The organism is Rubrilithobacter danxiaensis (genome assembly GCF_047272945.1).
In the GTDB taxonomy this organism is placed as follows: domain Bacteria; phylum Bacteroidota; class Bacteroidia; order Sphingobacteriales; family Sphingobacteriaceae; genus Rubrolithibacter; species Rubrolithibacter danxiaensis.
Genome location: NZ_JBKOPS010000004.1, coordinates 69,187 through 94,053, shown reverse-complemented (window position 1 = coordinate 94,053; position 24,867 = coordinate 69,187). Strand labels below are relative to the sequence as shown.

Annotated in this window: 21 protein-coding genes; 14 read left to right on the top strand and 7 right to left on the bottom strand. The window is 38.9% G+C overall.

The features are described 5' to 3' along the window. Positions 1-2 precede the first annotated feature (2 nt). Positions 3-638 carry a SprT-like domain-containing protein gene (locus ACLCDL_RS06225; protein ID WP_423147414.1) on the top strand — a complete coding sequence of 212 codons (636 nt, stop codon included), beginning with the start codon at positions 3-5 and terminating at the stop codon, positions 636-638. Here ACLCDL_RS06225 and ACLCDL_RS06220 read toward each other — a convergent pair. The 3 genes from ACLCDL_RS06220 to ACLCDL_RS06210 all read right to left on the bottom strand — a co-directional run bounded on the left by ACLCDL_RS06220 (position 617) and on the right by ACLCDL_RS06210 (position 4,707). Beyond that, positions 617-1,387, bottom strand: a complete 771-nt coding sequence (locus tag ACLCDL_RS06220; RefSeq protein ID WP_423147413.1) for a hypothetical protein — start codon at positions 1,385-1,387, stop codon at positions 617-619. The genes ACLCDL_RS06225 and ACLCDL_RS06220 overlap by 22 nt on opposite strands. A 53-nt stretch (positions 1,388-1,440) precedes the next feature. Next, complete coding sequence (locus tag ACLCDL_RS06215) at positions 1,441-2,826, bottom strand: LutB/LldF family L-lactate oxidation iron-sulfur protein (protein WP_423147412.1); 1,386 nt, start codon at positions 2,824-2,826, stop codon at positions 1,441-1,443. A 72-nt stretch (positions 2,827-2,898) separates the two neighbouring features. Further along, positions 2,899-4,707 (bottom strand): M61 family metallopeptidase, encoded by a 1,809-nt coding sequence (locus ACLCDL_RS06210; protein ID WP_423147411.1) that lies wholly within the window; start codon positions 4,705-4,707, stop codon positions 2,899-2,901. Positions 4,708-4,908: 201 nt separating this feature from the next. On the opposite strand from ACLCDL_RS06210, the gene ACLCDL_RS06205 reads away from it, so the two are divergent. The 7 genes from ACLCDL_RS06205 (at position 4,909) to ACLCDL_RS06175 (ending at position 12,856) form a co-directional block, all read left to right on the top strand. Beyond that, positions 4,909-5,985 (top strand): efflux RND transporter periplasmic adaptor subunit, encoded by a 1,077-nt coding sequence (locus ACLCDL_RS06205; protein ID WP_423147410.1) that lies wholly within the window; start codon positions 4,909-4,911, stop codon positions 5,983-5,985. Between the two features lie 11 nt (positions 5,986-5,996). Then, entirely contained in the window at positions 5,997-9,101 is a 3,105-nt protein-coding gene (locus ACLCDL_RS06200; protein ID WP_423147409.1) for an efflux RND transporter permease subunit, read from the top strand. Between the two features lie 14 nt (positions 9,102-9,115). Continuing rightward, on the top strand, positions 9,116-10,432 hold the full coding sequence (locus tag ACLCDL_RS06195) for a TolC family protein (protein ID WP_423147408.1): 1,317 nt from the start codon (positions 9,116-9,118) through the stop codon (positions 10,430-10,432). Positions 10,433-10,530: 98 nt separating this feature from the next. Beyond that, positions 10,531-10,923, top strand: a complete 393-nt coding sequence (locus ACLCDL_RS06190) for a response regulator (RefSeq protein WP_423147407.1) — start codon at positions 10,531-10,533, stop codon at positions 10,921-10,923. Positions 10,924-10,925: 2 nt separating this feature from the next. Next, positions 10,926-11,786, top strand: coding sequence for an N-acetylglucosamine kinase (locus ACLCDL_RS06185; RefSeq protein WP_423147406.1), 861 nt, complete (start codon positions 10,926-10,928; stop codon positions 11,784-11,786). 183 nt (positions 11,787-11,969) lie between these two features. After that, the gene (gene greA / locus ACLCDL_RS06180; protein ID WP_423147405.1) at positions 11,970-12,443 is read left to right on the top strand and encodes a transcription elongation factor GreA; all 474 of its coding nucleotides are present in this window, start codon (positions 11,970-11,972) and stop codon (positions 12,441-12,443) included. Positions 12,444-12,454: 11 nt separating this feature from the next. Further along, the gene (locus ACLCDL_RS06175; protein WP_423147404.1) at positions 12,455-12,856 is read left to right on the top strand and encodes an HIT family protein; all 402 of its coding nucleotides are present in this window, start codon (positions 12,455-12,457) and stop codon (positions 12,854-12,856) included. A gap of 2 nt (positions 12,857-12,858) precedes the next feature. On the opposite strand, the gene ruvC is transcribed toward ACLCDL_RS06175, so the two are convergent. After that, the gene (ruvC, locus tag ACLCDL_RS06170) at positions 12,859-13,440 is read right to left on the bottom strand and encodes a crossover junction endodeoxyribonuclease RuvC (RefSeq protein WP_423147403.1); all 582 of its coding nucleotides are present in this window, start codon (positions 13,438-13,440) and stop codon (positions 12,859-12,861) included. Between the two features lie 82 nt (positions 13,441-13,522). On the opposite strand from ruvC, the gene ACLCDL_RS06165 reads away from it, so the two are divergent. From ACLCDL_RS06165 to ACLCDL_RS06140, 6 genes are all read left to right on the top strand, one after another. After that, positions 13,523-14,497 (top strand): lysylphosphatidylglycerol synthase domain-containing protein, encoded by a 975-nt coding sequence (locus ACLCDL_RS06165; protein ID WP_423147402.1) that lies wholly within the window; start codon positions 13,523-13,525, stop codon positions 14,495-14,497. Continuing rightward, complete coding sequence (locus ACLCDL_RS06160; protein WP_423147401.1) at positions 14,478-15,614, top strand: glycosyltransferase family 2 protein; 1,137 nt, start codon at positions 14,478-14,480, stop codon at positions 15,612-15,614. Before ACLCDL_RS06165 ends, ACLCDL_RS06160 begins: the two co-directional genes overlap by 20 nt. 142 nt (positions 15,615-15,756) lie before the next feature. Then, positions 15,757-17,001, top strand: a complete 1,245-nt coding sequence (locus ACLCDL_RS06155; protein WP_423147400.1) for a PP2C family protein-serine/threonine phosphatase — start codon at positions 15,757-15,759, stop codon at positions 16,999-17,001. 62 nt (positions 17,002-17,063) lie between these two features. Then, a complete protein-coding gene (locus ACLCDL_RS06150; protein WP_423147399.1) occupies positions 17,064-17,684 on the top strand; it encodes a ribonuclease HII in 621 nt (206 codons plus the stop codon). A gap of 50 nt (positions 17,685-17,734) precedes the next feature. Then, positions 17,735-18,817, top strand: coding sequence for a glycine cleavage system aminomethyltransferase GcvT (gene gcvT, locus ACLCDL_RS06145; RefSeq protein WP_423147398.1), 1,083 nt, complete (start codon positions 17,735-17,737; stop codon positions 18,815-18,817). Between the two features lie 10 nt (positions 18,818-18,827). Next, positions 18,828-19,538 carry a 2-phosphosulfolactate phosphatase gene (locus tag ACLCDL_RS06140; protein ID WP_423147397.1) on the top strand — a complete coding sequence of 237 codons (711 nt, stop codon included), beginning with the start codon at positions 18,828-18,830 and terminating at the stop codon, positions 19,536-19,538. Positions 19,539-19,696: 158 nt separating this feature from the next. On the opposite strand, the gene ACLCDL_RS06135 is transcribed toward ACLCDL_RS06140, so the two are convergent. From ACLCDL_RS06135 to ACLCDL_RS06125, 3 genes are all read right to left on the bottom strand, one after another. Further along, positions 19,697-20,023, bottom strand: a complete 327-nt coding sequence (locus tag ACLCDL_RS06135; RefSeq protein ID WP_423147396.1) for a nucleotide pyrophosphohydrolase — start codon at positions 20,021-20,023, stop codon at positions 19,697-19,699. Between the two features lie 4 nt (positions 20,024-20,027). After that, positions 20,028-20,486, bottom strand: coding sequence for a D-aminoacyl-tRNA deacylase (gene dtd / locus ACLCDL_RS06130; protein WP_423147395.1), 459 nt, complete (start codon positions 20,484-20,486; stop codon positions 20,028-20,030). A 523-nt stretch (positions 20,487-21,009) separates the two neighbouring features. Continuing rightward, positions 21,010-24,858, bottom strand: coding sequence for a fibronectin type III domain-containing protein (locus ACLCDL_RS06125; protein WP_423147394.1), 3,849 nt, complete (start codon positions 24,856-24,858; stop codon positions 21,010-21,012). Between the last annotated feature and the right edge of the window lie 9 nt (positions 24,859-24,867).

The window sequence follows — 24,867 nt, the reverse complement described above, 5'->3', positions numbered from 1 at the left end:
TTGTGGATAAGGTTAAAATCCTTCAGAAATATTTACCTCCGGAAGCGGCCCCCGATATTGGGAGATGGATTGACTATTTTAAATGTGAGTTTAAAGTGTCCCGCAGCAGGAACTCTAAATTTGGCGACTACCGCCCTCCGTTTAAAGATAAAGGTCACCGTATTTCCGTTAATTATAATTTAAATCAGTATGCTTTTCTGATAACCACAGTGCATGAATTTGCACATTTGCTAACCTGGAATGAACATAAACAGAAAGCAAAACCTCACGGAACTGAGTGGAAACTGAACTTCAGGAAAATGATGCAACCTTTTTTTAATAAAAATATCTTTCCGGAAGACATTAAAGCAGCTATTGTTACTTACCTTAACAATCCTGCGGCATCCAGCTGTACTGACCTTACTCTTTTCAGAACCCTAAAAAAGTACGATCTTCAGACAGTTCATCTGAAAACAGTTGAAGCTTTATCGTACAATTCGATCTTTGCATATAAAGATAAGGGAGAGTTCAGGAAAGGAGAGTTAGTTCGTAAGCGCTATAAATGTACACAGGTTAAAACAGGACTGGTTTATTTGTTTAGCCCGTTTGCAGAAGTAGTGCCTCTCGAAGCGCAATCTTATTCCAATGTTCCCGATTGATAAATGGCTTCGTTATTTCTGATTGTCCATTTTAACTGCAACTTTCTGCCCTTGTACTTTTCTTTATTACTGCTTAGCTCTTTTATAAAATCATCTTCTTTTTCAACAAGAACAGGCGCACGGTAAGCATTAACAACATTTCGACTTAAAATTATATACCTCGCTTTAGGATATGCTGTTATATCATCAAATACTAAATTGAAATCTCCCTGCTGCTGAAGTGCATTTTCTAGTCGGGTAATTTCATCTGCGTAATTGTGGGTAGTGATCTCTGATCTCTTAAATTGTATTGTTTTTAATTCTTCTTCAGTTGCAGCCTGTTTTTCCTCAGAATAGAAGATCACATTATTACGCATATAAGCCCTGGAAACAACGAATGGATCTGGCCTGGAAGAGTTGTTTTGCTGCTCTTCATAAAAAACCAGGTGCTTGTTTTTTAAATAATACTTTTTTACATACGTGACGGTATCGCCGCGGGTGCCTGTATTAATATATAGAACAGGAAGTTCTCCGGCAGAATATTTAGTGACAAAAAAAGAGAGTTGATCCAATGTATAAATCAGACTTTCTGTTTTTGTAAAATGAGGAAGATTGTTATTAACTGAGTCAACATATCTCAGGATACTTTCCTCGTTAAGCGGTGGCGATTGTTCTCCTATTCCTGCCTGCGGATGCTTTTGATTGAACTGATTACATGAATTTAACAAGATTACAAGTCCGAAAAACAGGAAGAATATAAAATTTCTCATAATCCTTTTTCAGGATTATAAGAAATTTCCATGCCATCTTATAGAAGAAACATTTAAACAGAATTATTATGCTGTTCCTGCCATTGGCGGCTGAAGGACTTTTGAGCTACCTCAGGCATTTCGCGATATTTTCCCCATGATTTTTTGAAAAACCGTTTAAGGAAAAAGTTCTTCCATTTTCCCCCAACCATATCCATCCAGCTGCGCTTCAACATACCTTTTTTCCACGAATTCCATCCCCATTGTTCCATTTTTGGTACAAGTCCTTCTTGTACAGCATCGCGGCGGTTCAGAAGCAGCATTTTGTGGATATCAATTTTTACCGGACAAACTTCCGTACATTTTCCGCATAAGCTGGAAGCATAACTTAAATGCTTAAACTCTTCCATGCCCTGTAAATGAGGGGTAATAACAGATCCGATAGGGCCGCTGTAAGTAGTTTCGTACGTGTGCCCACCAATGTTTTTGTATATAGGACAAGCATTCAAACAGGCTCCGCACCGGATACAATACAATCCCTGCCGCTGATCTTTTTGAGCAAGCAGGTTGGTGCGGCCATTGTCTAAAAGAACTACATACATTTCTTCGGGTCCATCCGTTTCATGTTCCTGACGTGGCCCGCTTAAAATGGTATTATAAACAGTTAAATTCTGACCGGTACCGTGGGTGGCCAGAAGCGGCCAGAAAAGGTCCAGATCCGTTAACGAAGGAATCAGTTTTTCGATTCCTACAATTGCGATATGTATTTTAGGAAACGTAGTGGTTAAGCGGGCATTCCCTTCATTCTCTGTTAAGGCGATGCTGCCGCTATCTGCTATCAGGAAGTTACCACCGGTAATGCCAACATCGGCAGTGGTGTATTTTTCTCTCAGCAATTCCCTGGCCTTTAATGTAAGTTGCTCTGGAGTTGCATGTATATCGGTGCCAAATTTTTCATGAAAAAGCCGGGCAATATCTTCTTTGCTTAGGTGCATGGCCGGCGTAACAATGTGATATGGTTTTTGCCCAAGTAATTGAACAATATATTCACCCAGGTCGCTTTCCAGGGCTTCGATATGATGCTCTTCAAGAAATTCGTTCAGGTGAATTTCTTCGGTGGTCATTGATTTTGACTTGATTACAGATTTAGCTTTTGCCTTCCGGATGATATTCAGGATCTCCTGCTGTGCTTCTTTTGCATCGTTTGCCCAGATAACTTTTCCTCCTTTTTTCTGAAAGTTAGATTCAAATTCCAGGAGCATCTTGTCCAGATTCTCCATCACTTTCCATTTGATGGTATGCGCTTTCTTCTTCGATTGCTCCAGGTTTGCAAGGCGGGAAAGGCCGCGGTTTACAGCTGTATTGTATTTAGCGATGTTAAAATTAATAACCCGGCGATGATCCAGGTCGAAAGCTTTATTTTCAGAAGTTACCAGAAAATCCTCAGCGTAATGGCTCATGTAGCGAAGATAAGAATAAGATTAATTGTATCAGGAACAAACGTTATAATCAATAATTCTATTATTTTAATATTACAAATCCAGCCACTTTTTTCGTACTGCTACCTGTTCCGGTGTTGCCGAGTAATCTACTTCTGCACGGAACTTAGTATTAGGATTTGCTCCGAGTGTAATATCAAGATTTTGCAAAAGGCCGTCTCTTGATATAAGAAAGCTGATTTTATCGCCGGGTTTTTTCGTAGCAATAATTCTATCCAGGTCACTACTGCTGCTTATACGGTTGTCATCGGCGGCAATTAGTTCATCATTTACATTTAATCCGCCTTTCCATGCCCCGCTTCCCCTTGAAACAGCTGTAAGGATAAATTTTCCGTCTTTGCTTGTTGAAGCAATACCTAAATAAGGTTCGTTTTTTCCGGCATTTGCATCGGTAAGGTAAATACCGGCGTAGCCTAAATAATCGTTAAATCGGATGGGTTTGGTCCCGTTGATATAATCGGTATAAATTTTATCGAGCGATTTTCCCGCTATCTTTTCTGCCATTGCTTTAAACTCGGCATCGGTATAACCTCTTTTTTGTTTTTTATAATACTCGTCATACATCGCTTTCATTACATCATCAAGGCTTTTCTCTCCCTTTGTAGCATGGATAATTTCCAAATCCATGATTAATCCGATCAATGAGCCCTTGTCATAATAAGACACGCTTGAATTTCTGCTGTTTTCATTAGGCCTGTAATATTTTATCCAGGCGTCAAAGCTTGCCTCGCTCAAGGGTTGGATCTTATTTCCCTGCTGATTTTCTACTGCGTTGATATCATTTGAAATAATATCAAGATAATTTTCCGGTGAATAAAAGCCCGCCCGACGTACCATCATGTTATCATAGTAAGCTGTAAATCCTTCTGCGATCCATAAATTGGTGGTGTAATTTTCATTTTCGTAGTCAAAAGGCCCTAACGCTTTTGGCCTAAGCCTTTTTACATTCCACAAATGAAAATACTCATGCGCAACAAGTCCCAGAAAGCCTTTATAGCTCGACTCATTTGTATAGCTGTTTCTTGTCGCACCTAACACGGTAGAGTTGAGGTGTTCTAAACCTCCCCCTCCCGAGTTGAAGTTGTGAATGATGAATACGTACCGCTTATTTGGATTTTCACCAAAGATTCTTGTTTCTTCTTCCACTATTTTCGCCATATCGGTTTTAAGCCGGTCTTTATTATAATTTCCTCCGCCAAACATGGCAACTTCGTGCTTTACACCCGCTGCGGTAAATTCAAATATATCCTGGTTTCCTACTTCAATCGGACTGTCAAAAAGAATGTCAAAATCGGGGGCATAAAAAGTATGTGCCTCTCCTTTTACTACTTCCAAACCTGTTGAAATTTTATGCCAGCTTTTAGCCGGGTCAATTGTTATTGTTGCAGGATGACTCAGCATGCCGTCTACATACATAAAAATTCCTGTGGGCGACAAAAAAGCATGACTTGCATCAATAAAACTGGTTCTGACCGAAATTTCATTGGCATAAACCCGGTACGAAACAGTTACACTACGGGAGCTGGCTTTGGTGACACGCCAGGTATTTTTTTTTGTTTTTAAAACCGGTATTGATTTTCCGTCTTCACTCTTAGCCGAAACAGATTCCACGTTTTTTGAGAATTCCCTGATAAGGTATGATCCGGGGGCCCAAACCGGCATTTTAATATCGATAACATCTTTTTTTACACCTGAAATTTCCATTTCAACGTCGGCATAATGAGCCTGGGGTTCTGAAAAAGATACCCGGAAGGATATTTTACTTTGCGCATTGATAGTTTCTGTTAAAGCCATAAGGAAAAGGATTGTAAAAATAGATCTGATCGAAAAAAAGTTATTCATGTACTGTTTTTTTATTGCAAAAATAACGTTTCTATTATCAATAGGATTTTTTTGACGTAACTATCAGGGTGTAAAATGGTTGATACAACAAAAAAAGAGTTTTAGCATAACGCTATTTTTGTACCTCCATTAATTTTTAACTTTTATAATAACTACACCGGCGCAAAATATTGCCCGCTTTATAAGCACTTAAAGAAATTTATGAAGACAAGACATATCTTTTTCACGGTATTGGCTATTGGTTTTATCGCCCTGATAATTTATCGCATCTCTGCCGGTAGAGAACAAACAGGTGGTGCGCCAGGAGCAAAGACGGCTGGTGGCGGAGGTATGAATCCAACTGCGGTTGAAGGAGTGGTAATTAAGCCGGAAGAATTTTCAAATAACTTAACTGTAACCGGATCAATAGAAGCAAACGAACAGGTCCAGCTTCAAAGCCAGGTTTCCGGACTGGTGAAAGGAATTTACTTTAATGAGGGAAGTATGGTAGATAAAGGTGAGGTTCTTGTTAAAATCGATGATTCAGAATTACAGGCTCAACTTGCACAGGCTCAAACGCGGCAGAACCTAGCTGCCGAAAATGAAAGAAGAGCTGGCCTATTATTACAAAAAGAGGCGCTAAGCCGGGAAGAATATGATGTAGCACGTGCTGATTTAAAATCGGCCCAGGCTCAAACTCAACTTATTCGTGCTCAAATTGCAAAAACTTCCATTCGTGCACCTTTTTCCGGACGTATTGGTTTGAGAAATGTTTCAGTCGGAGCTTATCTGTCTCCACAAACAGTTATTGCTAATCTGTTTAATACAAATCCGGTAAAGATTACTTTTTCTGTACCTGAAAAGTATTCAAACCAGGTAAAAGTTAATACTGATATTAAGTTTACAGTAGCTGGCTCGAAAAAATCTTATACTGCTACTATCTATGCAATAGAACCGGGTATAGAAGCAACCACCAGAACCCTTCAACTGCGTGCCCGTGCGTCTAATCCCGAAGGTAATTTGAGGCCAGGATTGTTTGCAAGTATTAATCTGCCTCTCAATAATATAAATGATGCTTTATTAGTACCAACGCAGTCAATCATACCTATTCAAAACGGTAAAAAAGTCTTTGTAGCCAGAAATGGTAAAGCTGCGGAAGTAAAAGTTGAAACCTCAACAAGAACAGCAACAAGTATATTAGTAACATCGGGATTAAAGGAAGGAGATACCGTATTAACAACCGGTATTATGACGTTAAAGGAAGGTGCTCCGGTAAAAGTTAGTGTAGGAAAGGATTAAAATAAAAGAATATGAGCTTATCCACCATTTGTATAAAACGGCCGGTATTAACCATTGTGTTAAATCTTATTCTGATCTTGTTCGGGGTAATTGGCTATACATTTTTAGGAATCAGGGAATATCCTTCTATTGATCCGGCTATCGTATCGGTACGTACTTCCTATGCCGGGGCTAATGCAGATGTTATTGAGTCTCAGATTACTGAGCCTTTAGAGCAGCATATCAATTCAATTGATGGTATACGCAATATAACCTCTACCAGCAGCCAGGGCTCGAGTAATATTACTATTGAATTTAATCTGAATAAAAATCTGGAAGAAGCAGCGAATGATGTGCGTGACAAAGTATCTCAAACAACAAATAACCTTCCGGAAGATCTCGATTCGCCCCCGGAGGTATCAAAAGCGGATGCTAACTCGGATGCTATCATTGTTACTACGTTGCAAAGCAGTGTTCGCAGCCAACTGGAATTGAGTGATTATGCTGAAAATGTAGTTTCTCAACGTTTGGAAACCTTGCCGGGGGTAAGCAGTATTCGTATTTACGGGCATAAGCGTTATGCCATGAGATTGTGGATAGACCCGATGAAGCTCACTGCTTATGGATTAACGGTTTCAGATATTCGAACTGCTTTAAACAGAGAAAATATTGAACTTCCTTCCGGGAAGATAACCGGTAAAAATACCGAGCTAAGCGTGCGAACTTTGGGAAACCTTTCCACCGAGGAGCAGTTTAACGACTTGATCCTTAAAACTGAGGGCGACAAAATTATCCGGTTTAGTGATGTTGGAACAGCTACCCTTGGTCCGGAGAACCTGGAAACAAAAATGACCGAATCCGGAAAGTCCATGGTAGGTCTTGCTATCGTTCCGCAACCCGGTGTTAATTATCTGGATATTGCCTCTGCCTTTTATAAAGAAATTGATCAGATAAAAAAAAATCTTCCAAAAGATCTGAAGCTCGAAGTTTCTTCTGATAATACCCGGTTTATTAAACAATCAGTAACTGAAGTTGCCGAAACTATTTTGGTAGCTTTAATTCTGGTAATTTTAATTATTTATCTATTTTTCCGCGACTGGAGTATTGCGTTCAGACCCTTGATTGATATACCGGTTTCTCTTATTGCTACCTTTTTCATCATGTATATTTTGGGATTTTCAGTAAATGTGCTGACTTTGCTTGCCATCGTATTAGCTACAGGATTAGTAGTGGATGACGGTATTGTAGTAACTGAAAATATATTTAAAAAAGTTGAGGAGGGGATGTCGCCGATTGAAGCGGCAATTAAAGGATCAAATGAAATATTTATTGCGGTAATTTCAATCTCCATTACGCTTGCTGCCGTTTTTTTGCCGTTAATATTTTTAGAAGGATTTGTTGGCAGGCTATTCCGGGAATTCGGCGTTGTAATAGGTGCGGCAGTATTGATATCTGCATTTGTATCCTTAACGCTTACTCCGATGCTGAATGCCTACCTGATGAAAGGCGGCGTTCAGAAGAAGTCGAAGTTTTATCAGATGACAGAGCCTTACTACGAAAAGCTTAATAGCGGGTATGCAGAAATGTTAAGAAGCTTTATGACGAAAAAGTGGCTCAGCTTTCCCATCCTTTTAGGATGTATCGGGCTTATTGCTCTTTTCTATTCTATTTTGCAAAAAGAAACAGCTCCGTATGATGACAGAAGTTATTTGAGAGTATCTGTAACAGCGCAGGAAGGTGCGACCTATGAATATATGGACCGGTTTATGGAAGAATTGACACAATTGGTTAATGACTCTATTCCCGAAAAGAAAATTAACCTGGTAATTACTTCTCCGGGATGGGGTTCATCTTCTGTAAATAGCGGTATCATGATTATGAATCTTGTTCCCCCTGATGAACGGGAGCAATCACAAAAGGAAGTAGCAGCACGATTAAATAAATTAACACGCAAATATTCACAAGCCCGGACAATGGTTACTGAGCAGCCAACTATTTCAGTAAATCGCCGCGGCGGGCAGCCTATACAATACATTATACAAGCCCAGAACTTTGAGAAACTTGAGAAGAAGATCCCGGAATTTATGGATGCAGTTAATAACGATCCAACTTTTTCTAACCCGGATGTTAATCTGAAGTTTAATAAGCCTGAACTTAATATTTCAATCGACCGGGAAAAAGCACAAAGTATGGGTGTTTCTGTTCTGGATGTAGCCCAGACACTGCAGTTGTCTTTAAGCGGCCAACGGTTTGCTTATTTTTTAATGAATGGGCGGCAGTATCAGGTAATTGGCCAATTTGAACAGGTTGATAGGAATGACCCTTTAGATTTAGCTTCTTTATTTGTAAAAAGCAGTACAGGCGAGTTAATTCAACTGGATAATCTTGTCACAGTAACCGAACGCAGCAGTCCGCCTCAGTTATTCCACAATAACCGATATTTGTCTGCCACTGTTTCTGCCGGCCTGGCTCCCGGTAAAAGTATAGGCGATGGGATTGATGCCATGGATAGGATTGCTGCTAAAGTATTGGATGATACCTTTTCTACAGATTTAGGAGGAGAATCCCGCGACTTTGTAGAAAGTGGTTCAAACACGTTGTTTGCTTTCGGGCTTGCTCTTCTTTTAATATATCTTATTCTGGCTGCACAGTTTGAAAGTTTTATTGACCCTTTAATTATTATTTTAACGGTGCCAATGGCAGTTGCAGGGGCAATGCTTTCCTTGTGGTTATTTGGTCAGACCTGGAATATTTTCAGTCAGATAGGTACCATCATGCTAATAGGTTTGGTAACCAAAAATGGGATTCTTATTGTTGAATTCGCTAATCAATTGTGCGATCAGGGAAAACCGAAGGCTGAAGCTATTCTCGAAGCTGCCGAATCACGTTTAAGGCCAATTCTAATGACAAGTTTAGCTATTGCACTGGGAGCGTTACCTATCGCCATGGCATTAGGGGCGGCAGCGCAAAGCAGGATGGGAATGGGTGTGGTTATTGTAGGTGGAACCATTTTCTCCCTGATACTTACCTTATTCATTATCCCCGCAGTTTATTTAATGTGGTCCCGCGGGCATAAACCTAATCCTGCCTTGCAGGAGGCAATGTCGGAAGAGAAAGATTTGGTGCTGGCCGATTAATCATTATTATTTATATGAGAAAGAAAAAAGTTTTCCTGTTTTTCCTGCTGCTGTCTTCTTTTGTTCAATTTAATCCAGTGTCAGGTCAGGAAATATTAACATTGGAAGATGCTGTAAAAATTGCTCTTGAAAAAAATTATGACATCAAGTTAATTTCTAATGATCTTTCTATTGATAAAAATAATGTAAGTCTGGCTAATGCCGGTATGCTGCCCAGTGTAAACGGAACTTTTACCAATAACAATTCCATTCAGAACAGTACGCAAACCCAATCAAACGGGCAGGTACAGGAAAGGAACAATGCAAAAAATACAAGTTTAAATTATGGGGTGGGATTGAACTGGACCGTTTTTGACGGATTCGGTATGTTTGCCCGCTACGATCAGCTAAACGAGTTACAGAAGCTGGGAGAAGCAGATTTGCGTTTAACTATATTAAATACCATTGCAGATGTAATTGCCGGTTATTATGATTTAGTGCAGCAGCAGCATCAGCTAAAGGCGTATGTTACTGCTACCGATATTTCGCGTTATCGGGTTCAAACAGCCAAAAATCGTTTTCAAATTGGTAAGGCCGCAAGACTGGAAGTATTAAACGCACAAGTAGATTTTAATACAGATACTACGAATCTTCTTCGTCAGCAACAGTTGTATCATAATACTCAGATCCAGCTAAACCAGATTCTGGCAAGAGATGTAACTATCAAATTTAATGTTGCAGATACTATTATAATTGACGATAAACTGAATTATGCAACGTTACTTAACAAGGCCACAAGCCTGAACCCTTCACTACAGGCAGCACTGATAAGTAAAAGAATTGCAGAGTTAGACTTAAAGCAGGTTAAAGCAGACCGTTATCCGGATATTACTGTAAACAGCGGATATAATTTCACAAACTCTCAATCGGCTTTAGGGTTTGCAACAAGAAATACGGGAAGAGGGTTTACGTACGGCGTAACAGCATCGGTTAATATTTTTAATGGATTTTTGCAGCGCCGAAATGAAAAAAATGCAGCCATAGCTATCGAAAATGCACAAATTCAATTTGATAAATTAAATCAAAGTGTAAATGCAGAATTAGCTGCAGCATATCAAACCTATTTAACTAACCTTTCGCTGGTAACGCTGGAAGAAAATAATCAGAAAATAGCAAGGCAAAACCTGGATATTACCTTAGAGAAATTTAAGCTTGGCAGTATTTCTACAGTAGAAGTACGTGATGCCCAGTTAAACTATGTTAATGCTACTGTTCGGTATACCAGTGCGCAGTATGCTGCTAAAATAGCCGAAGTATCCTTAAAAGAAATAGCCGGAATATTAAATTTGTAATAATTTCTTTAGGTATTTGTAAAACATATATTATTTTTATATACCAAACCTTATTGGGTAGAAGTACGTAGAAAGGTGTATAAAGAGAATTAACGCTCATGGATGAATCAAAATACAAAAATGTTTTACTAATTGATGATAGCTATATTGATAATCTGATAAACCGGAAAATAATTAAAGCAAGTGGTTTTGCAGATAATATAGTGGTTATTGATTCTCCTTTTGACGCTATTAATTACATGAAACAATGTTTAGCAGAACAAAAGGATATACCCGAAATAATTTTTCTGGATATAAGAATGCCCCAGATGAATGGTTTTGAGTTTCTGAAAGAACTTAATGCAATTGAAGGCTTAAACGAAGCGAATATTAAAATATACATACTTTCCTCTTCGTTAGACCCTAACGATCTGAAACAGATTAGCGGAAACGGGCTGGTTTCAAAATTTATCGGTAAACCTCTAACAAATACAGTTCTGGAAGAAATTTAAGAATGATTTTAGTTGCTGATAGCGGATCGTCGAAAACAGATTGGATTTTACAACTTCCGGATGCTCAAGGCCTGGAGTTCAGCACAAAAGGAATTAATCCTTTTTTTCTTGGTGAAAAGGAAATAACCAAAATCATCCATAATTCTAAAGAAATCAGCAAATACGCCTTAGACGTTAAGGAAGTGCATTTTTTTGGCTCTGGCTGTACCAGCCCCGACAGGCGGGAAACGGTTTCCAATGCTTTATCCGGTATTTTCAAAAACGCTTTTATTGATGTAGAAAATGATATTCTGGGTCGGGCTTATGCCACTTGTGGTAAGCAGAAAGGCCTTGTTTGCATTTTAGGTACGGGTTCACATCTTGCTTTTTACGACGGAGAAAAGGTTCATCAAAGCAAACAGGGCTTAGGATATATCCTGGGTGATGAAGGGTCGGGAACTTATTTCGGGAAAAAACTGATTACCTCTTTTTTGTACGATACCATGCCCAAGGAACTGAAAAAGGAATTTGATGAATTTTATAAAATAGACAAAGAGACAATTATTAAAAACGTATATCAAAAACCTTCCCCTAATATCTATCTTTCAGGCTTTGCACGTTTTTTGAGTAAAAATAAAAATCACCCGTATGTACAGGATTTATTGTATAACGGGTTTGAGGAGTTTATTGCTACTAATTCTGCAATTTTCTCTGAATATAAAAACTTCCCTTGCCATTTCGTTGGCTCAATTGCTTTTTATTTTCAAGCGGTATTAACTGAGGTTTGCAAAAAGCATCGCATTTCTGTAGGTAAAGTTCTTACACATCCTATTAAAGAACTCTATAATTTTATTTCTGAGCAGGAGCTGAACCGGATCAGCTAACAGCATTCTTTTAACTGTAAGGACTGTTTCGACCCGCATTTACAGCATTTGTCGCATTAAAAAAAATTTGGAACTCTACAGCCTGAATATTATCTTCGTGTCAAAGCAAACAAGACTATATCGGCTTCCGTTGATATAGTCTTGTTTGTTTTTTATAGCGATAGTATTAAAAAATCTTTAGATATGGCAGAGGTTACTTATTACACAAAAGAAGGATTAGAAAAGTTAAAAGAAGAGCTGCATTACCTTAAAACTGAAGGAAGAGCACAGATTGCTAAAGCCATAGCTGAAGCAAGGGACAAAGGAGATTTATCTGAAAATGCAGAGTACGATGCGGCAAAGGAAGCACAGGGCCACCATGAATCAAAAATAGCTAAGCTGGAAAATGTACTGGCCAATGCACGGCTTATAGATGAATCTAAAATGGATACTTCAAAAGTACTGGCCTTATCTATCGTAAAAATTAAGAATACAAAGAATGGTGCAACCATGACTTATCAGCTTGTTTCTGAAAGTGAGGCAGATTTAAAATCAGGTAAGATTTCGGTAAAGTCTCCTATTGCTAAAGGATTGTTGGGTAAGTCGGTGGGCGAAACTGCAGAAATAGCTGTTCCTGCAGGGAAAATGGAATTTGAAATCCTCGAAATATCAAGGTAATATATTTTAGTATGGCAACTATATTCTCAAAGATTGTGACCGGAGAAATTCCAGCTTATAAAGTAGCTGAAGATGATAAGTTTCTGGCATTTCTGGATATAAACCCCCTGGTAATGGGACATGTACTGGTTATCCCGAAAAAGGAAGTGGATTATATTTTTGATCTGGATGAGGAGACCTATACCAGGTTGCAATTATTTGCCAGACAAGTAGCTTTGGGACTAAAAAAGGCTATTCCATGCAAACGGATAGGAGTAGCGGTCATCGGCCTGGAAGTACCTCATGTGCATATACACTTAGTACCCATGAATACAATGGACGATTTGAACTTTACACGAAAAAAATTAAATCCGCCGGCAGAGGAGCTGAAAGAAACCGGAGAAAAAATTCGGAAAGAAGTAGGTCTTATTTAGGCTTACTTCTTTGCAATACTTACCCGTTTAGCATTGTCTTTAACAAAGGATTCCCATCCTGAATAGCTCTTCTTACTTCCGTTCGCTGTGTTTATCTTTTGAAACGAATGGCATACCGCTACAGCCAGGCCATCGGTAGCATCTAAAAATTCAGGGGTTTCTTTAAATTTTAACAGGGTTTGAAGCATGGCAGCTACCTGTTCTTTTGTTGCATTTCCATTACCTGTGATTGATTGTTTTATTTTTCTGGGAGAATATTCGCAAATAGGCAGATTGTGCGAAAGTCCTGCCGCCATTGCTACGCCCTGAGCTCTTCCAAGTTTTAACATTACCTGGATGTTTTTACCGTAAAAAGGAGCTTCAAGGGCAAGGCAATCCGGATGATATTGCTCAATGAGTGCAACGGTTTTTTCAAATATCCGCTGAAGCTTTAACGGATGGTCATCTAAATGATCTAATTTAATTACACCCAGGCTAATCAGTTCCAGCTGGTTCTTTACTTCCATTACAATGCCGTATCCCATTACAGATGTTCCGGGATCAATTCCTAAGATCACCCGCTCGTTCAATTTTTCTTTTAGCATTTAAACAATTATACACTTTTCTGCGGAGGCTGAGAAGAGATATACATTTTGTTTTGTAAAATTGCACCTTATTAAATTAAGCTTGAGTTCCGGAAATAAGAAACTTCTCAGCGTTATAATTAAAGCAGGCATTCTTATTATGGCTGCTATCTTTATTTATCATAAGCTCAACAACAATAATAACCTTCTCCAGTTTAACCAGCTTCTTAATGAACTTTCTGTTGTAAAAGTGTATACAGTGCTTTCATCAGTACTTGTGCTGATGCTTGTTAACTGGGTACTGGAAGCATTTAAATGGAAGTTCCTGGTAAGGCAGATACAAAAAATAAACACTCGGAAAGCAATAGAATCGGTTTTTTGCGGACTTACCCTGGCCATATTTACTCCAAACCGAATCGGCGAATATGGCGGAAGAGTTTTCTTTCTTTCCCCGCGAAAGCGGATACCTGGAGCAATAGCCATGGGAGTGGGCGCCGTGGGACAAATGGTAGTTACCAATGTATTGGGCTCATTGGCCGTATTATGGTTTGCCGGAAATTTCCTTGAACTCAGTTACTGGTTATATTATGCCTGGTTTTTTCTCACTATGGTATTCTGCCTGTTGTTTTTGTTCTTCTATTTCAATATACGCTGGTTGGGGAATATCTTAAACAGTATTACATTCTTCAAAAGGTTTCAGCGATTCTTTTTCGTTCTATCTCGATATAAAAAGAAAAGCCTGATTAAAGTGTTTATGTATAGCCTGGCAAGATATGCTGTTTTTACTTCTCAATATTGTCTGATTATTCATTTGCTTCTCCCTGAAATGGATTTATTTCCAATGATAATGATGATCTTTATTTTATTCTTTATTCAATCTGCATTGCCATCGCTTGATCTGCTGGATGTAGGAGTAAGAAGCATGACAGCTACGTATTTTTTTTCATTTATTACCGATCAGGATGTAGCAATTATGGCATCTACTGCATGTATCTGGTTTGTTAATCTTATCATTCCTGCTATTTTAGGCGCTGGCTTTGTTTTTAAACTGAATATTTTTGGCACTAACACTAATTAGCGTTTTAACAATTCTGCTTACATTGTTTTATGTAACAGTGGTGCTGTTTCTAAGAAGGGGATGGGGCAGATTGACTGATTTCAACCTTACACCAGAGTTTAAGCCTGTAACACGGGTAAGCGTAATTGTAGCTGCAAGAAATGAAGAGGAAAATATAAATCGTACGCTTGATGATCTTATTGCTCAAAATTATCCGAAAGAGTTGCTTGAAATTATTATTGTAGATGATCATTCAACCGATCGTACTTCCGAAATCATTTCTTCTTACGCAGCTAAAGGTGTTCTTCTTATCCGGCTAAATGAAAGTGAGAAATTAAACTCCTATAAAAAGAAAGCAATAACAGAAGCTATTAAAGTTTCTTCTTCAGACTTAATTGTAACTACCGATGCGGATTGCCGGATGAATAAAAACTGGCTTCGCACCATTGCTGGGTTTTACCAGGAGAACCATTGTAACCTCATATCCTCTCCGGTAATTTATTTTGAAGAAAGAAACTGGTTTGAAAGATTACAGTCGCTTGAGTTCCTGTTTCTTATCGGCCTTGGTGCGTCTTCAATTGGCAACAAGGTTCCTTCAACATGTAACGGAGCAAATTTGGCCTACAGAAGAGATGTGTTTTTTGAATTGAGCGGTTTTCGTGGAATTGATGACCTTGCGTCGGGTGATGATGAGCTTTTTATGCATAAAGTTGCCTCGGCTTATCCCGGCTCCATCGGCTTTTGTAAATCTTCAGCAGCGCTGGTTTATACCCATGCCAAATCAAATCTTCGTGAGTTTATCCGTCAGCGCAAACGCTGGGCATCTAAAAGTACCCGCTATAAAAATAAAGGGATTGTAGCATTGGGAGTGCTCACCTGGCTTTTTAATGTTATGCTATTGGTGAACACGTTATTGGGAGTAATTTACCCGGCCTATTTCACACTTGGTGCAGGAGCCTTAATGGTAAAGTTTTCAACAGAAACGTTTTTTTTATGGCCTTTATGCCGATTTATTAAAAGAATAAACTTAATTCGCTTTATGCCGTTTCTTACTGTAGTGCATATTTTATACATGGTGTACATTGGCATTGCGGGTAATTCCGGAAAGTATGTATGGAAAGGGCGTGAGGTTCGTTAGCAAATAGTGTAAATACGTTATAATTATTCAAATGAAAATTATATGCTCTAAATTTTGTCATTATCGCAAAAATTAGAAAACTATAGTTAATTTAAGAGTTAAGTTATATAATTGATATTGGAATCAATTTTAAGCCGGTCCTTTGGAAGCCTTTAAAAAAAATGAGAATTCGGAAGAGAATGACATTGTTCAGCTCTTGCTAAAAAGGCAGGCTGAATTAAACGCTCTTTTAGAAGTTACCCTTGCTATTAACAGGAATAGTCCTTCATCTATTCTGTTCGAGATGCTTGAGATGGTTCTTAAAGTAAATCTTAGAATAGGAAGGATGAGGCTGCTCGTTAAAAACGGCGACGTATTCTTTTGTGCTACCCGTTTTGGCGGTGCATTTGAAAGCCCCAAAGTACTGCAGCAGGTTTGCCACATGCTGCAAACTCTCCGGTCGATAACTCCCCTCGCCAAACATTCAGATGAAGTTTTAAGTCAGTACGATTATTTTATCCCGGTAAGGCATAAAAGAGACGCACTTGCCTATGTTTTAATAGGCGATTTTGAGACACATCCCGAGTTAATAAACAACGATCTGAATTTTATCCAGACCCTTATAAATGTAATTGTTGTTGCGCTCGAAAATAAAAAGCTGTTTAAAGAGCTGGTGATTAGAGAGCGTTTGCAGCGGGATGTTGAACTGGCCAGCGAAGTGCAAAGCATGCTGGTGCCGCTTAAATTACCTAAAAGCGACTTTTTTGAAGTTAGCGCCCGTTATCTCCCACATCAAAATATCGGAGGTGATTATTTTGATTTCATCCGTTTAAACGAAAGTGAATTTATCTGGTGCATAGCAGATGTATCGGGTAAAGGTATATCGGCGGCACTGCTTATGGCAACGTTACAAGCCAGTCTGCGGGCATGGGTTTCGGTAGGCCATAACCTGGAAACGCTGGTTGAAAAGCTGAATAAAATTGTGGTAAGCAATACCAATGGCGAACGTTTTATCACACTCTTTCTGGGAGTCTACAATAAAGAAAACCGGATAATGCAGTACATAAATGCCGGTCACAATCCTCCCATTCTTCTGTTAGATAATAAGGAATACTTTTTACGGGATGGCACCACCATTTTGGGTGTTTTCGAAGAATTGCCGTTTATAAAAACGGGGCAAATAAAATTAAATTCAGATAGCCTGATCTTTAATTACACCGATGGATTGATCGAAAGTCCCGATGAGGAGGTTTTTATTTCTGATGAAGAATTGGTACATCATTTAAAATTGCATCAGCACCTGCCAGTTGAAGAAATTAATGATAACATGATGCACGACGTGCAATCAAAAAGGCGGGCCCGTGTCAACTCGGATGACGTTACTTTACTCACCATAAAAATTCTGTAAATTTCTTTTTAGCTTCCGGTCACATTAATATCTTTGAATATCTTATCAGATGTGAACAGGGAATGTTGTTAGCGTATTTTCAGGATAAATATATTGAAGCAGGATGTGATGAAGCAGGAAGAGGCTGCCTTGCCGGCCCCGTGTTTGCTGCGGCTGTTATACTGCCCAAAAACTTTACCAGCGAGCTGCTGACAGATTCCAAGCAGTTAAATGCACAGGAAAGATATACCTTGCGAACACTTATTGAGCGTGAAGCAGTGGCTTTTGCAATAGGAAGAGTTGATCACGATGAAATCGACAGGATCAATATTCTGAATGCGTCTTTTCTGGCAATGCATAAAGCGCTTGAACAACTGCATATCTGCCCGGAGATGATTCTTGTTGACGGAAACCGTTTTAAAAAGTATAAGGAAGTTCCTCATCAGTGTATCATTAAAGGCGACGGGCTTTACTTTTCAATAGCTGCCGCATCTGTTCTTGCTAAAACCTACCGGGATGATTTTATGCATTCCATCGCTCTGCAGCATCCGGAATATGACTGGATGAACAATAAAGGATATCCTACAATAAAACACCGTGAAGCGGTTATTAAGCATGGCTATTCTCCCTTTCATCGCAGAACTTTCCGGGTAACAGATCCGCAGCTTGACCTTTTTGCTGAAGCTGCCGCAGAATCTATATAAATCAGTCTGAAGTCTTTCTTTTTCTTTACTTTTGCCCAATTTTATAAACAATGAAGAATACTGCTTTAACGGATGTCCATATTTCATTGGGAGCAAAAATGGTTTCTTTTGCCGGGTATAATATGCCTGTGCAATATGAAGGGATAAACGCGGAACATGAAACTGTTCGAAAAAATGTGGGTGTTTTTGACGTGAGCCACATGGGCGAATTTATCCTGAAAGGCGATCATGTTCTGGATCTTATTCAGAAAGTAACTTCGAACGATGCTTCAAGGTTAGTGGATGGTAAAGTTCAGTATTCCTGCCTGCCCAATGAAACAGGTGGTATTGTTGATGACCTGCTGGTATACCGTATTGATGAAAAAACATACATGCTGGTAGTAAATGCTTCAAATATTCAGAAAGACTGGGAGTGGATATCCACATTTAATACGTTCGGAGTGGATATGAAAGATATTTCAGACCGGACTTCGCTTTTAGCAGTACAGGGGCCTAAAGCTGTTGATGTACTGCAAGCGCTTACGGATATTGACCTGGCCGAAATGGGATATTATACCTTTAAAAAAGGAGTATTTGCCGGGATAAATAATGTTTTAATATCGGCAACAGGTTATACAGGCGCAGGCGGATTTGAGATATATTTTGATAACAGCCATGCAAAAGATATTTGGGAAGCGATATTTAAAGCCGGTGAACAGTTTGGAATTAAACCCATTGGACTTGGGGCACGTGATACCTTACGGCTTGAGATGGGATTTTGTTTATATGGAAACGATATTGACGATACTACTTCGCCATTAGAAGCCGGACTTGGATGGATAACTAAATTCGATAAAGACTTTGTTAATTCAGAATCACTGTTAAATCAAAAGGAAACCGGTGTAAAACGTAAACTGGTAGGATTTGAAATGCTGGAACGCGGTATCCCGAGGCATGATTATGAAATTCTGGATACTACAGGTGAGCTTATCGGTAAAGTTACTTCCGGTACGCAATCGCCTTCACTTCAAAAAGCAATTGGAATGGGTTATGTGAAAGCTGATTTTGCTAAAGCGGGAACCGAAATTTATATAAAGATCAGAGAAAATAAAGTGAAAGCACAGGTAGTCAAAACGCCTTTTTACAAACAATAAGTACAATTTAATGATAAAAAGAAAGATTGAAGTTTGCTTTTCTCCTGCGCTTCTTCATTTATATGATATAAAAAACAGCATTGTTGTAATTATTGATATTTTCAGGGCTACTTCTTCCATTTGCTATGGAATTGAAAACGGTGCCGAAGCGATCATACCGGTCGCATCTGTAGAAGCCTGCCGGTCTTATTGCAGTACCGAATTTTTACTTGCTGCCGAGCGTGACGGAAAAGTTGTTGAAGGCTTTGATTTTGGAAATTCTCCCTTCGATTACACTTCTGAAAAAGTTGAAGGAAAAACCGTTGTGCTTACAACAACCAATGGTACGCATGCACTTAATGAATCGCGGGAAGCGTATAAAATCGTAATTGGATCATTTCTGAATCTTAATTCGCTTTGTGACTGGTTAAAAGAGCAGTCTGAAGACGTATTTTTGCTGTGTGCCGGATGGAAAAATTGCTTTAACCTCGAAGATACCTTATTTGCAGGCGCAGTGGTTCATCTTTTAAAGGAAGATGGATTCCAGCTGGATGACAGCGGTATTGCCGCTGAAGACCTATATGCTGTTGCTAAAACTGATTTGAAAAACTATTTAAAGAAGACTTCTCACGGCGAACGTTTAAAGAAACTCGGCATTGAAAAAGACATTGAGTTTTGCCTGAATGTAAATCTAACTACAGCTATTCCGGTTTTGAAAGGCGACAGACTGATGAGGCTTTAGTAGCGGGAACGACAACGCGAATTTTCTCTCAATAGTAACTGCTTTAAAAAGATCATAAGAGATTGTTTCCTGCAGGGAAAAATGCTTTAGGATAGAGTGGTCAGGGTTCAATAAATCTAACAATTTAACAATTTAGCTTTTGAACAGTTAGTCTTTTATCACCTGAGTTTTTCATTGTTTTTATGCCTGTCGGCATCGCGGATATTTTTCTTTTCCAGGTTTTTTCGAAAAGCTTCTGTTAAATCAATGCCTGTTTGATTAGCAAGGCACACCAGTACAAAAAGAACATCAGCCATTTCATCCGCCAGGTTCACTTCTTTATCGGATGATTTGAAGGACTGCTCTCCGTATTTTCTGGCCATGATTCGGGCAACTTCTCCAACTTCCTCCATCAGTATGGCTGTATTGGTCAACTCGTTAAAATAACGAACGCCGGTGGTGTTGATCCACTCATCTACCAGTTGTTGTGCTTCTTCAAGAGTCATACTATTAGTGCTTTTCTTTATCCTTGGTGTCCATGATTATAGTAACAGGACCTTCGTTTATTAAACTTACTTTCATATCAGCGCCAAATTGCCCTGTCTGAATTTTTTTTCCAAGATGTTTTTCCAGTTCAGTTTGCATAATCTCATATAAAGGAATGGCTTTCTCCGGACGGGCGGCATGGATAAAACTTGGTCGATTGCCTTTTTTGGTTTGAGCCAATAGCGTGAACTGTGAAATAAGCAGGATATTTCCTCCCGCTTCGTTCAGGCTTTTGTTCATTAATCCGTCTTCGTCCGAAAGAATGCGCATATTGGCAATCTTCTGTGCCAGCCATGCTGCGTCTTCGGTTTCGTCATTTTCTTCAATACCCAGTAAAACTAAAAAACCGGTTTTTATTTCGCCAATTATTTGCCCGTTTACTTTAACCGAAGCTTCCGAAACCCTTTGTACAACAGCCCGCATGATAGAATTAAAAATTAAAAAGCTAAAATTAGAAATTGTGTTGAAATAGGGAATTTTTGAATGGATAAAATACGTATTAGTATATTTATCTCTTGAAAAAGCTAAGCGCCCTCTTCAGTGCGTTTTTTCAGTACAAATATGTTTTTCACATAAAGGAGGATTATCACAGAATTCACAATAAAAGAAGATATAAATAATTTTATCAATAAGCTATTTTCTTCATCAACAACACTACAATCATAAGAGCTCTCTCCGTTAGCATATGATATAAAGAAGATTGTGATTACGAAAAACACTATTTTTAATTTTGTTAAAACTGATATTTGAATCTTTACAATTACTAAAAAAGCTGATAGAATTATATTAATTATATATACTATAAGAGTGGTTGCAATTCCAGCAAAGATTACAAATAAATCTGCTCTGTTATCACATAGTGAAAGCGACTGACCAATAAAAATTGTTAAAAGAATAAAAATCAGTAGATATGTAGTATCTAATTTTAAATAACGGGAAAATAGCATCATTTGAAATATATTTTATAAGATCCGATTCTCTTGGTTTTCGATATCGTTGGAGTAAGAGTATCAAAGCCGACTGTTGCGAACTTTTTGATTTGAAAATCTTCCCAAACTGGTATTACTTTAATATTACTTTCTGAAATTCCGACAGATCGGATATATTTTACTGTTGCTTTGACAACTTCCTTTGCCTCGGTTAAATAATCATTTTTATCAGCATCGAATACTGCTACTAAATGATTTTCGGCTGGGTAATATACAGGAATTGTAACATACTCGGCATTTCTCCTTATGGCAATTTCATAATCAATTATTCCTTTCAACTTACAATCATTCTTATTCCCAAAATCAACCATTCTCGAAAAAACTTTCAAATTAGCAGGTGTATTCCTATTAAATTTATGAGCGATCAACTCCGTCAAATTCCTTACATATTGCAGGTACCACTCAGGTCGAATCCGAATATAATCAGCGCTAGCTCCTTCTTCAGTGCGCAGATGTTCAAATGTCCTACCAAGTATTAATTCATATAACACTTTCTTTTCTCCATACATTCTCAATTTATCTGAAGAAAATTGAGAAGAATATGTAAGTAAATATTCGTTTAAAGTCATCCCTTGTAAATACTCTCTTTGTAGTTTTAAATTAGTTAAAAACTCATACCCCTTTATTTTAACTTTTTCGTTCAACAAATTCATCCATTGCTCCCAAGGTTGTACACGGCTTTTCATTAAATCACCACCTCCTACTTGTTTCCAATCAAAATTAGGATTTCTGCTTATACTAGCATGAGCATATGTGTCGCCGAAACGGTGAAGTAATCTACCCTGCTCTTTCAAATCCTGAATATCAGTGTATAGGAACAAAAGTGCAGTCATTAATTCTTCTATACCGTGAAATCCATCTGTTAAAGCATGAGTGTTTTTTTGATGATAGGGATATCCCCAAGTATCATTAAGTCTAAATTTAATTTCACTATGAACATAAGTATCTGGAGCTTCTGTATATTTAGCCAATTCACCTGAAAGCTTATCTCCTAAGCCTAACATCAAACTCACTAAATATACAGTAGAATAATGTCCATCGGTTTCATAAGCTCCCTCATCATCTCCCTCAAATGTCCTGAATACCCAATCCGGATTTCGTAAATAGTTCCACTGGCTGTGCCACAACTCTTCACCGCCACTATAATCCATCAGATTGTTTGAACTGTTTTGTGTAACGCCGTATTCATCCCAGGTATGCGGAAGATTAAAAGTTCCGTGGCCCAGTTCATGAGCAATGGTGTGTTTAACACTACTGTTTGCTACCACAAATCCCACCTGTCCCGAACGTACCATATAGCCTTCCTGGTCGCTTTTTGAAAACCCGTGGATCAAAAAGATGTAATACGTATTGTCTTTTAATCCTTCCTGCGATTTATATAGTCCGGCAAGCTTCTTTTGCTCGGTAGTATAAGCGCTTAATGCACTGCTATTGCCTGCTTCTAAGTGTCCATCTTTATCAATGTCCCAACTAAAAGTATCAGCCTTAAAGTCTGGCGCTGTCTCCACATCCCACGCTACTACCGCTGCCTGATAGATTTTATTCAGATAATTCTCGAGTTCTTCTTTGTTCAGTTCTGCTCCTGCACCGTTTACGGGTACAATAACTACTTTTTTATGAATCTTTTTATAACTGGCAATGTTCAGCTTGCCGAGGTTATAGCCTTTTCCATCATTTGTTTTGGTTGGGTAAAAAGCATAAATTTCTTTCTCATTGCCTTCCGACGATCCGATAATACTAAAAGTAAATTTATTCCCCTTCTGGCGGGAGCTAATCTTTTCGCCACTACCCGTTCTGAATTCAATTTTACTAATATCAAGGCTGTTGTCAAGCAGTTTAACATCGGCTTCTACTTCATCTGTCTTGCCTGTTTCTACTGACTTCCAACCGATATACACGTCGCCTTTGTCTGCCTTTAGCTTCTGGTAATCTTTTATATAATGACTCTGATCTTCGTGTTTTGCCTGAAAATTGTCAAGTCCGTATTTTTGATTGGGAGCCGAAAAAGCGACTTCTGCTTTTATATTATTAAGAACTGCATTACTCAAACTACCACCTGCCAAAAACTCTTTAGCTGCGATCTTTCCTTTATAAACTACTTTTCCCTGTTCATCTATTTCGTATGTTTCTCCTTCTTTATCCTGGAATACCTGTGGGAGATCTCCTGAAACTTTGATCGTTAGATTTTTTCCTTCTGCTGTTTTTACCGGAATGCTGATAGTTTTGGTTGAGCTCTCATATTTCATTGTAACTTGCGGTCCTATTGCAGCGTCAATAACTGCAGGCAGGCCGTTTTGTGTGCCGATCTGTACCTGTCCGTTTGCATCCGGTTTTACCGTAACAGAAGCCAAAAGCTCCTCCTGAGACTGATCTAACGCTTCATGGCTAAGACTTACCTTACCACTTACCAACTGAAGGTTAGAATTGATCAGGATATCATTAAATTCTACGTTGAAATTCAATTGGTTCAGGTAAGGTACTCCAACTGTTCCTTTTCCGCTTATTCTTCCGCTTACAGCAATTGCATCTGTTACAGTAACCGGAAAACTGCCTGCCATAAAGACGGTTCCGGGGCTGATGGATGTTAACAGGTCTGATCGTTCGGCTACTGCAATTGTTTCAGGTTTACCGCATACAAAGTCCCCCGATCGCATCTGTTCATCCGGCAATTTAAACTGCTGCAAATCTGAATATTCGCCATATCCATACGTGCATTGGGCCCTTACCTGATATTCATAAGTTTTCCCGGGGCGCAAGCCCTGTAAAATATGCTTTGGCAGGTACACTTCCTGCTCAAACCATTCAGCATTTCGATGACCGGCTTCACGGTATCTTACAGAAAAGACCTGTTGCATCGGCAGGGGCATCCAGCTTAATTTTATACTGTTATGTCTGTCCAGCTCCGCTACTATGTTAGACGGCACACTGCATTTTTCACCGTAAGTAAATTTAATTACTTCGCTGTTTCCATTGTTGATAAAAATATCTCTTCCTTCAGCTTCTACAGCCTGTACCTGCACGGCGTAATTACTGCCGGGGGTTAAGGTGGGTTCGGAAGGGCCATACACGAAATACGTCTGATCCGTAAAGGTTTCATACAAGGGTCGGCTGGTACGAATTGCATCATTTGCATCCCGGGTAGTAGGAATCAATTCTACCAAACGGAATTTATAAGCTACATGATAAGCTGCGTTAACAGAGCCGGTATGCCGGGGCACCCATTGGAACATGACGTTCTGCGGTTCAAGTACCCGTACAGTAGTGTTCTGAGAGGGAATATTAATAATTGGGGGATAACTTAGAAATACTGAAAGGACGGAGCCTGCTGTGTTGGAAACTACTTTACGATTATAATAATCCAGTACTTCTATACTAAAGCGGTAAACTCCTTCGGGTAGTTTACCTCCGTTCCGGTTAAAATTTCCCATATCCAAACCTTGAAATATCAGATTTGAAGGTTGCAGGTAAGGGATCAGATCGGCACCCGAAAGCATACGCATTTCTCCACCGGAAAGATAGACCGGCGAAACATAAAAATCATTTTTACTCTGTATGCTCATACCAAAACCCTCTATCCGTAAGCGTAAGCGACAGGGATAATTGGATTTGGTCAGATCTTTCAGAAAAAGGTTCACCTGCATCTTGTCAGTGCCGGGGGTCGTGTAATCACTCAGATACAAACTATAAGGAGCATTAAGTTGGAGTGTGGCCAGCACTGGATAATTTTGCTGTGCCGATGCAGTTTTTCCTAACCAGATCAGTATTGTTATCAGAATGCAGGAAAAAAGTGTCTTATGTAAATTCACCTGCAATTG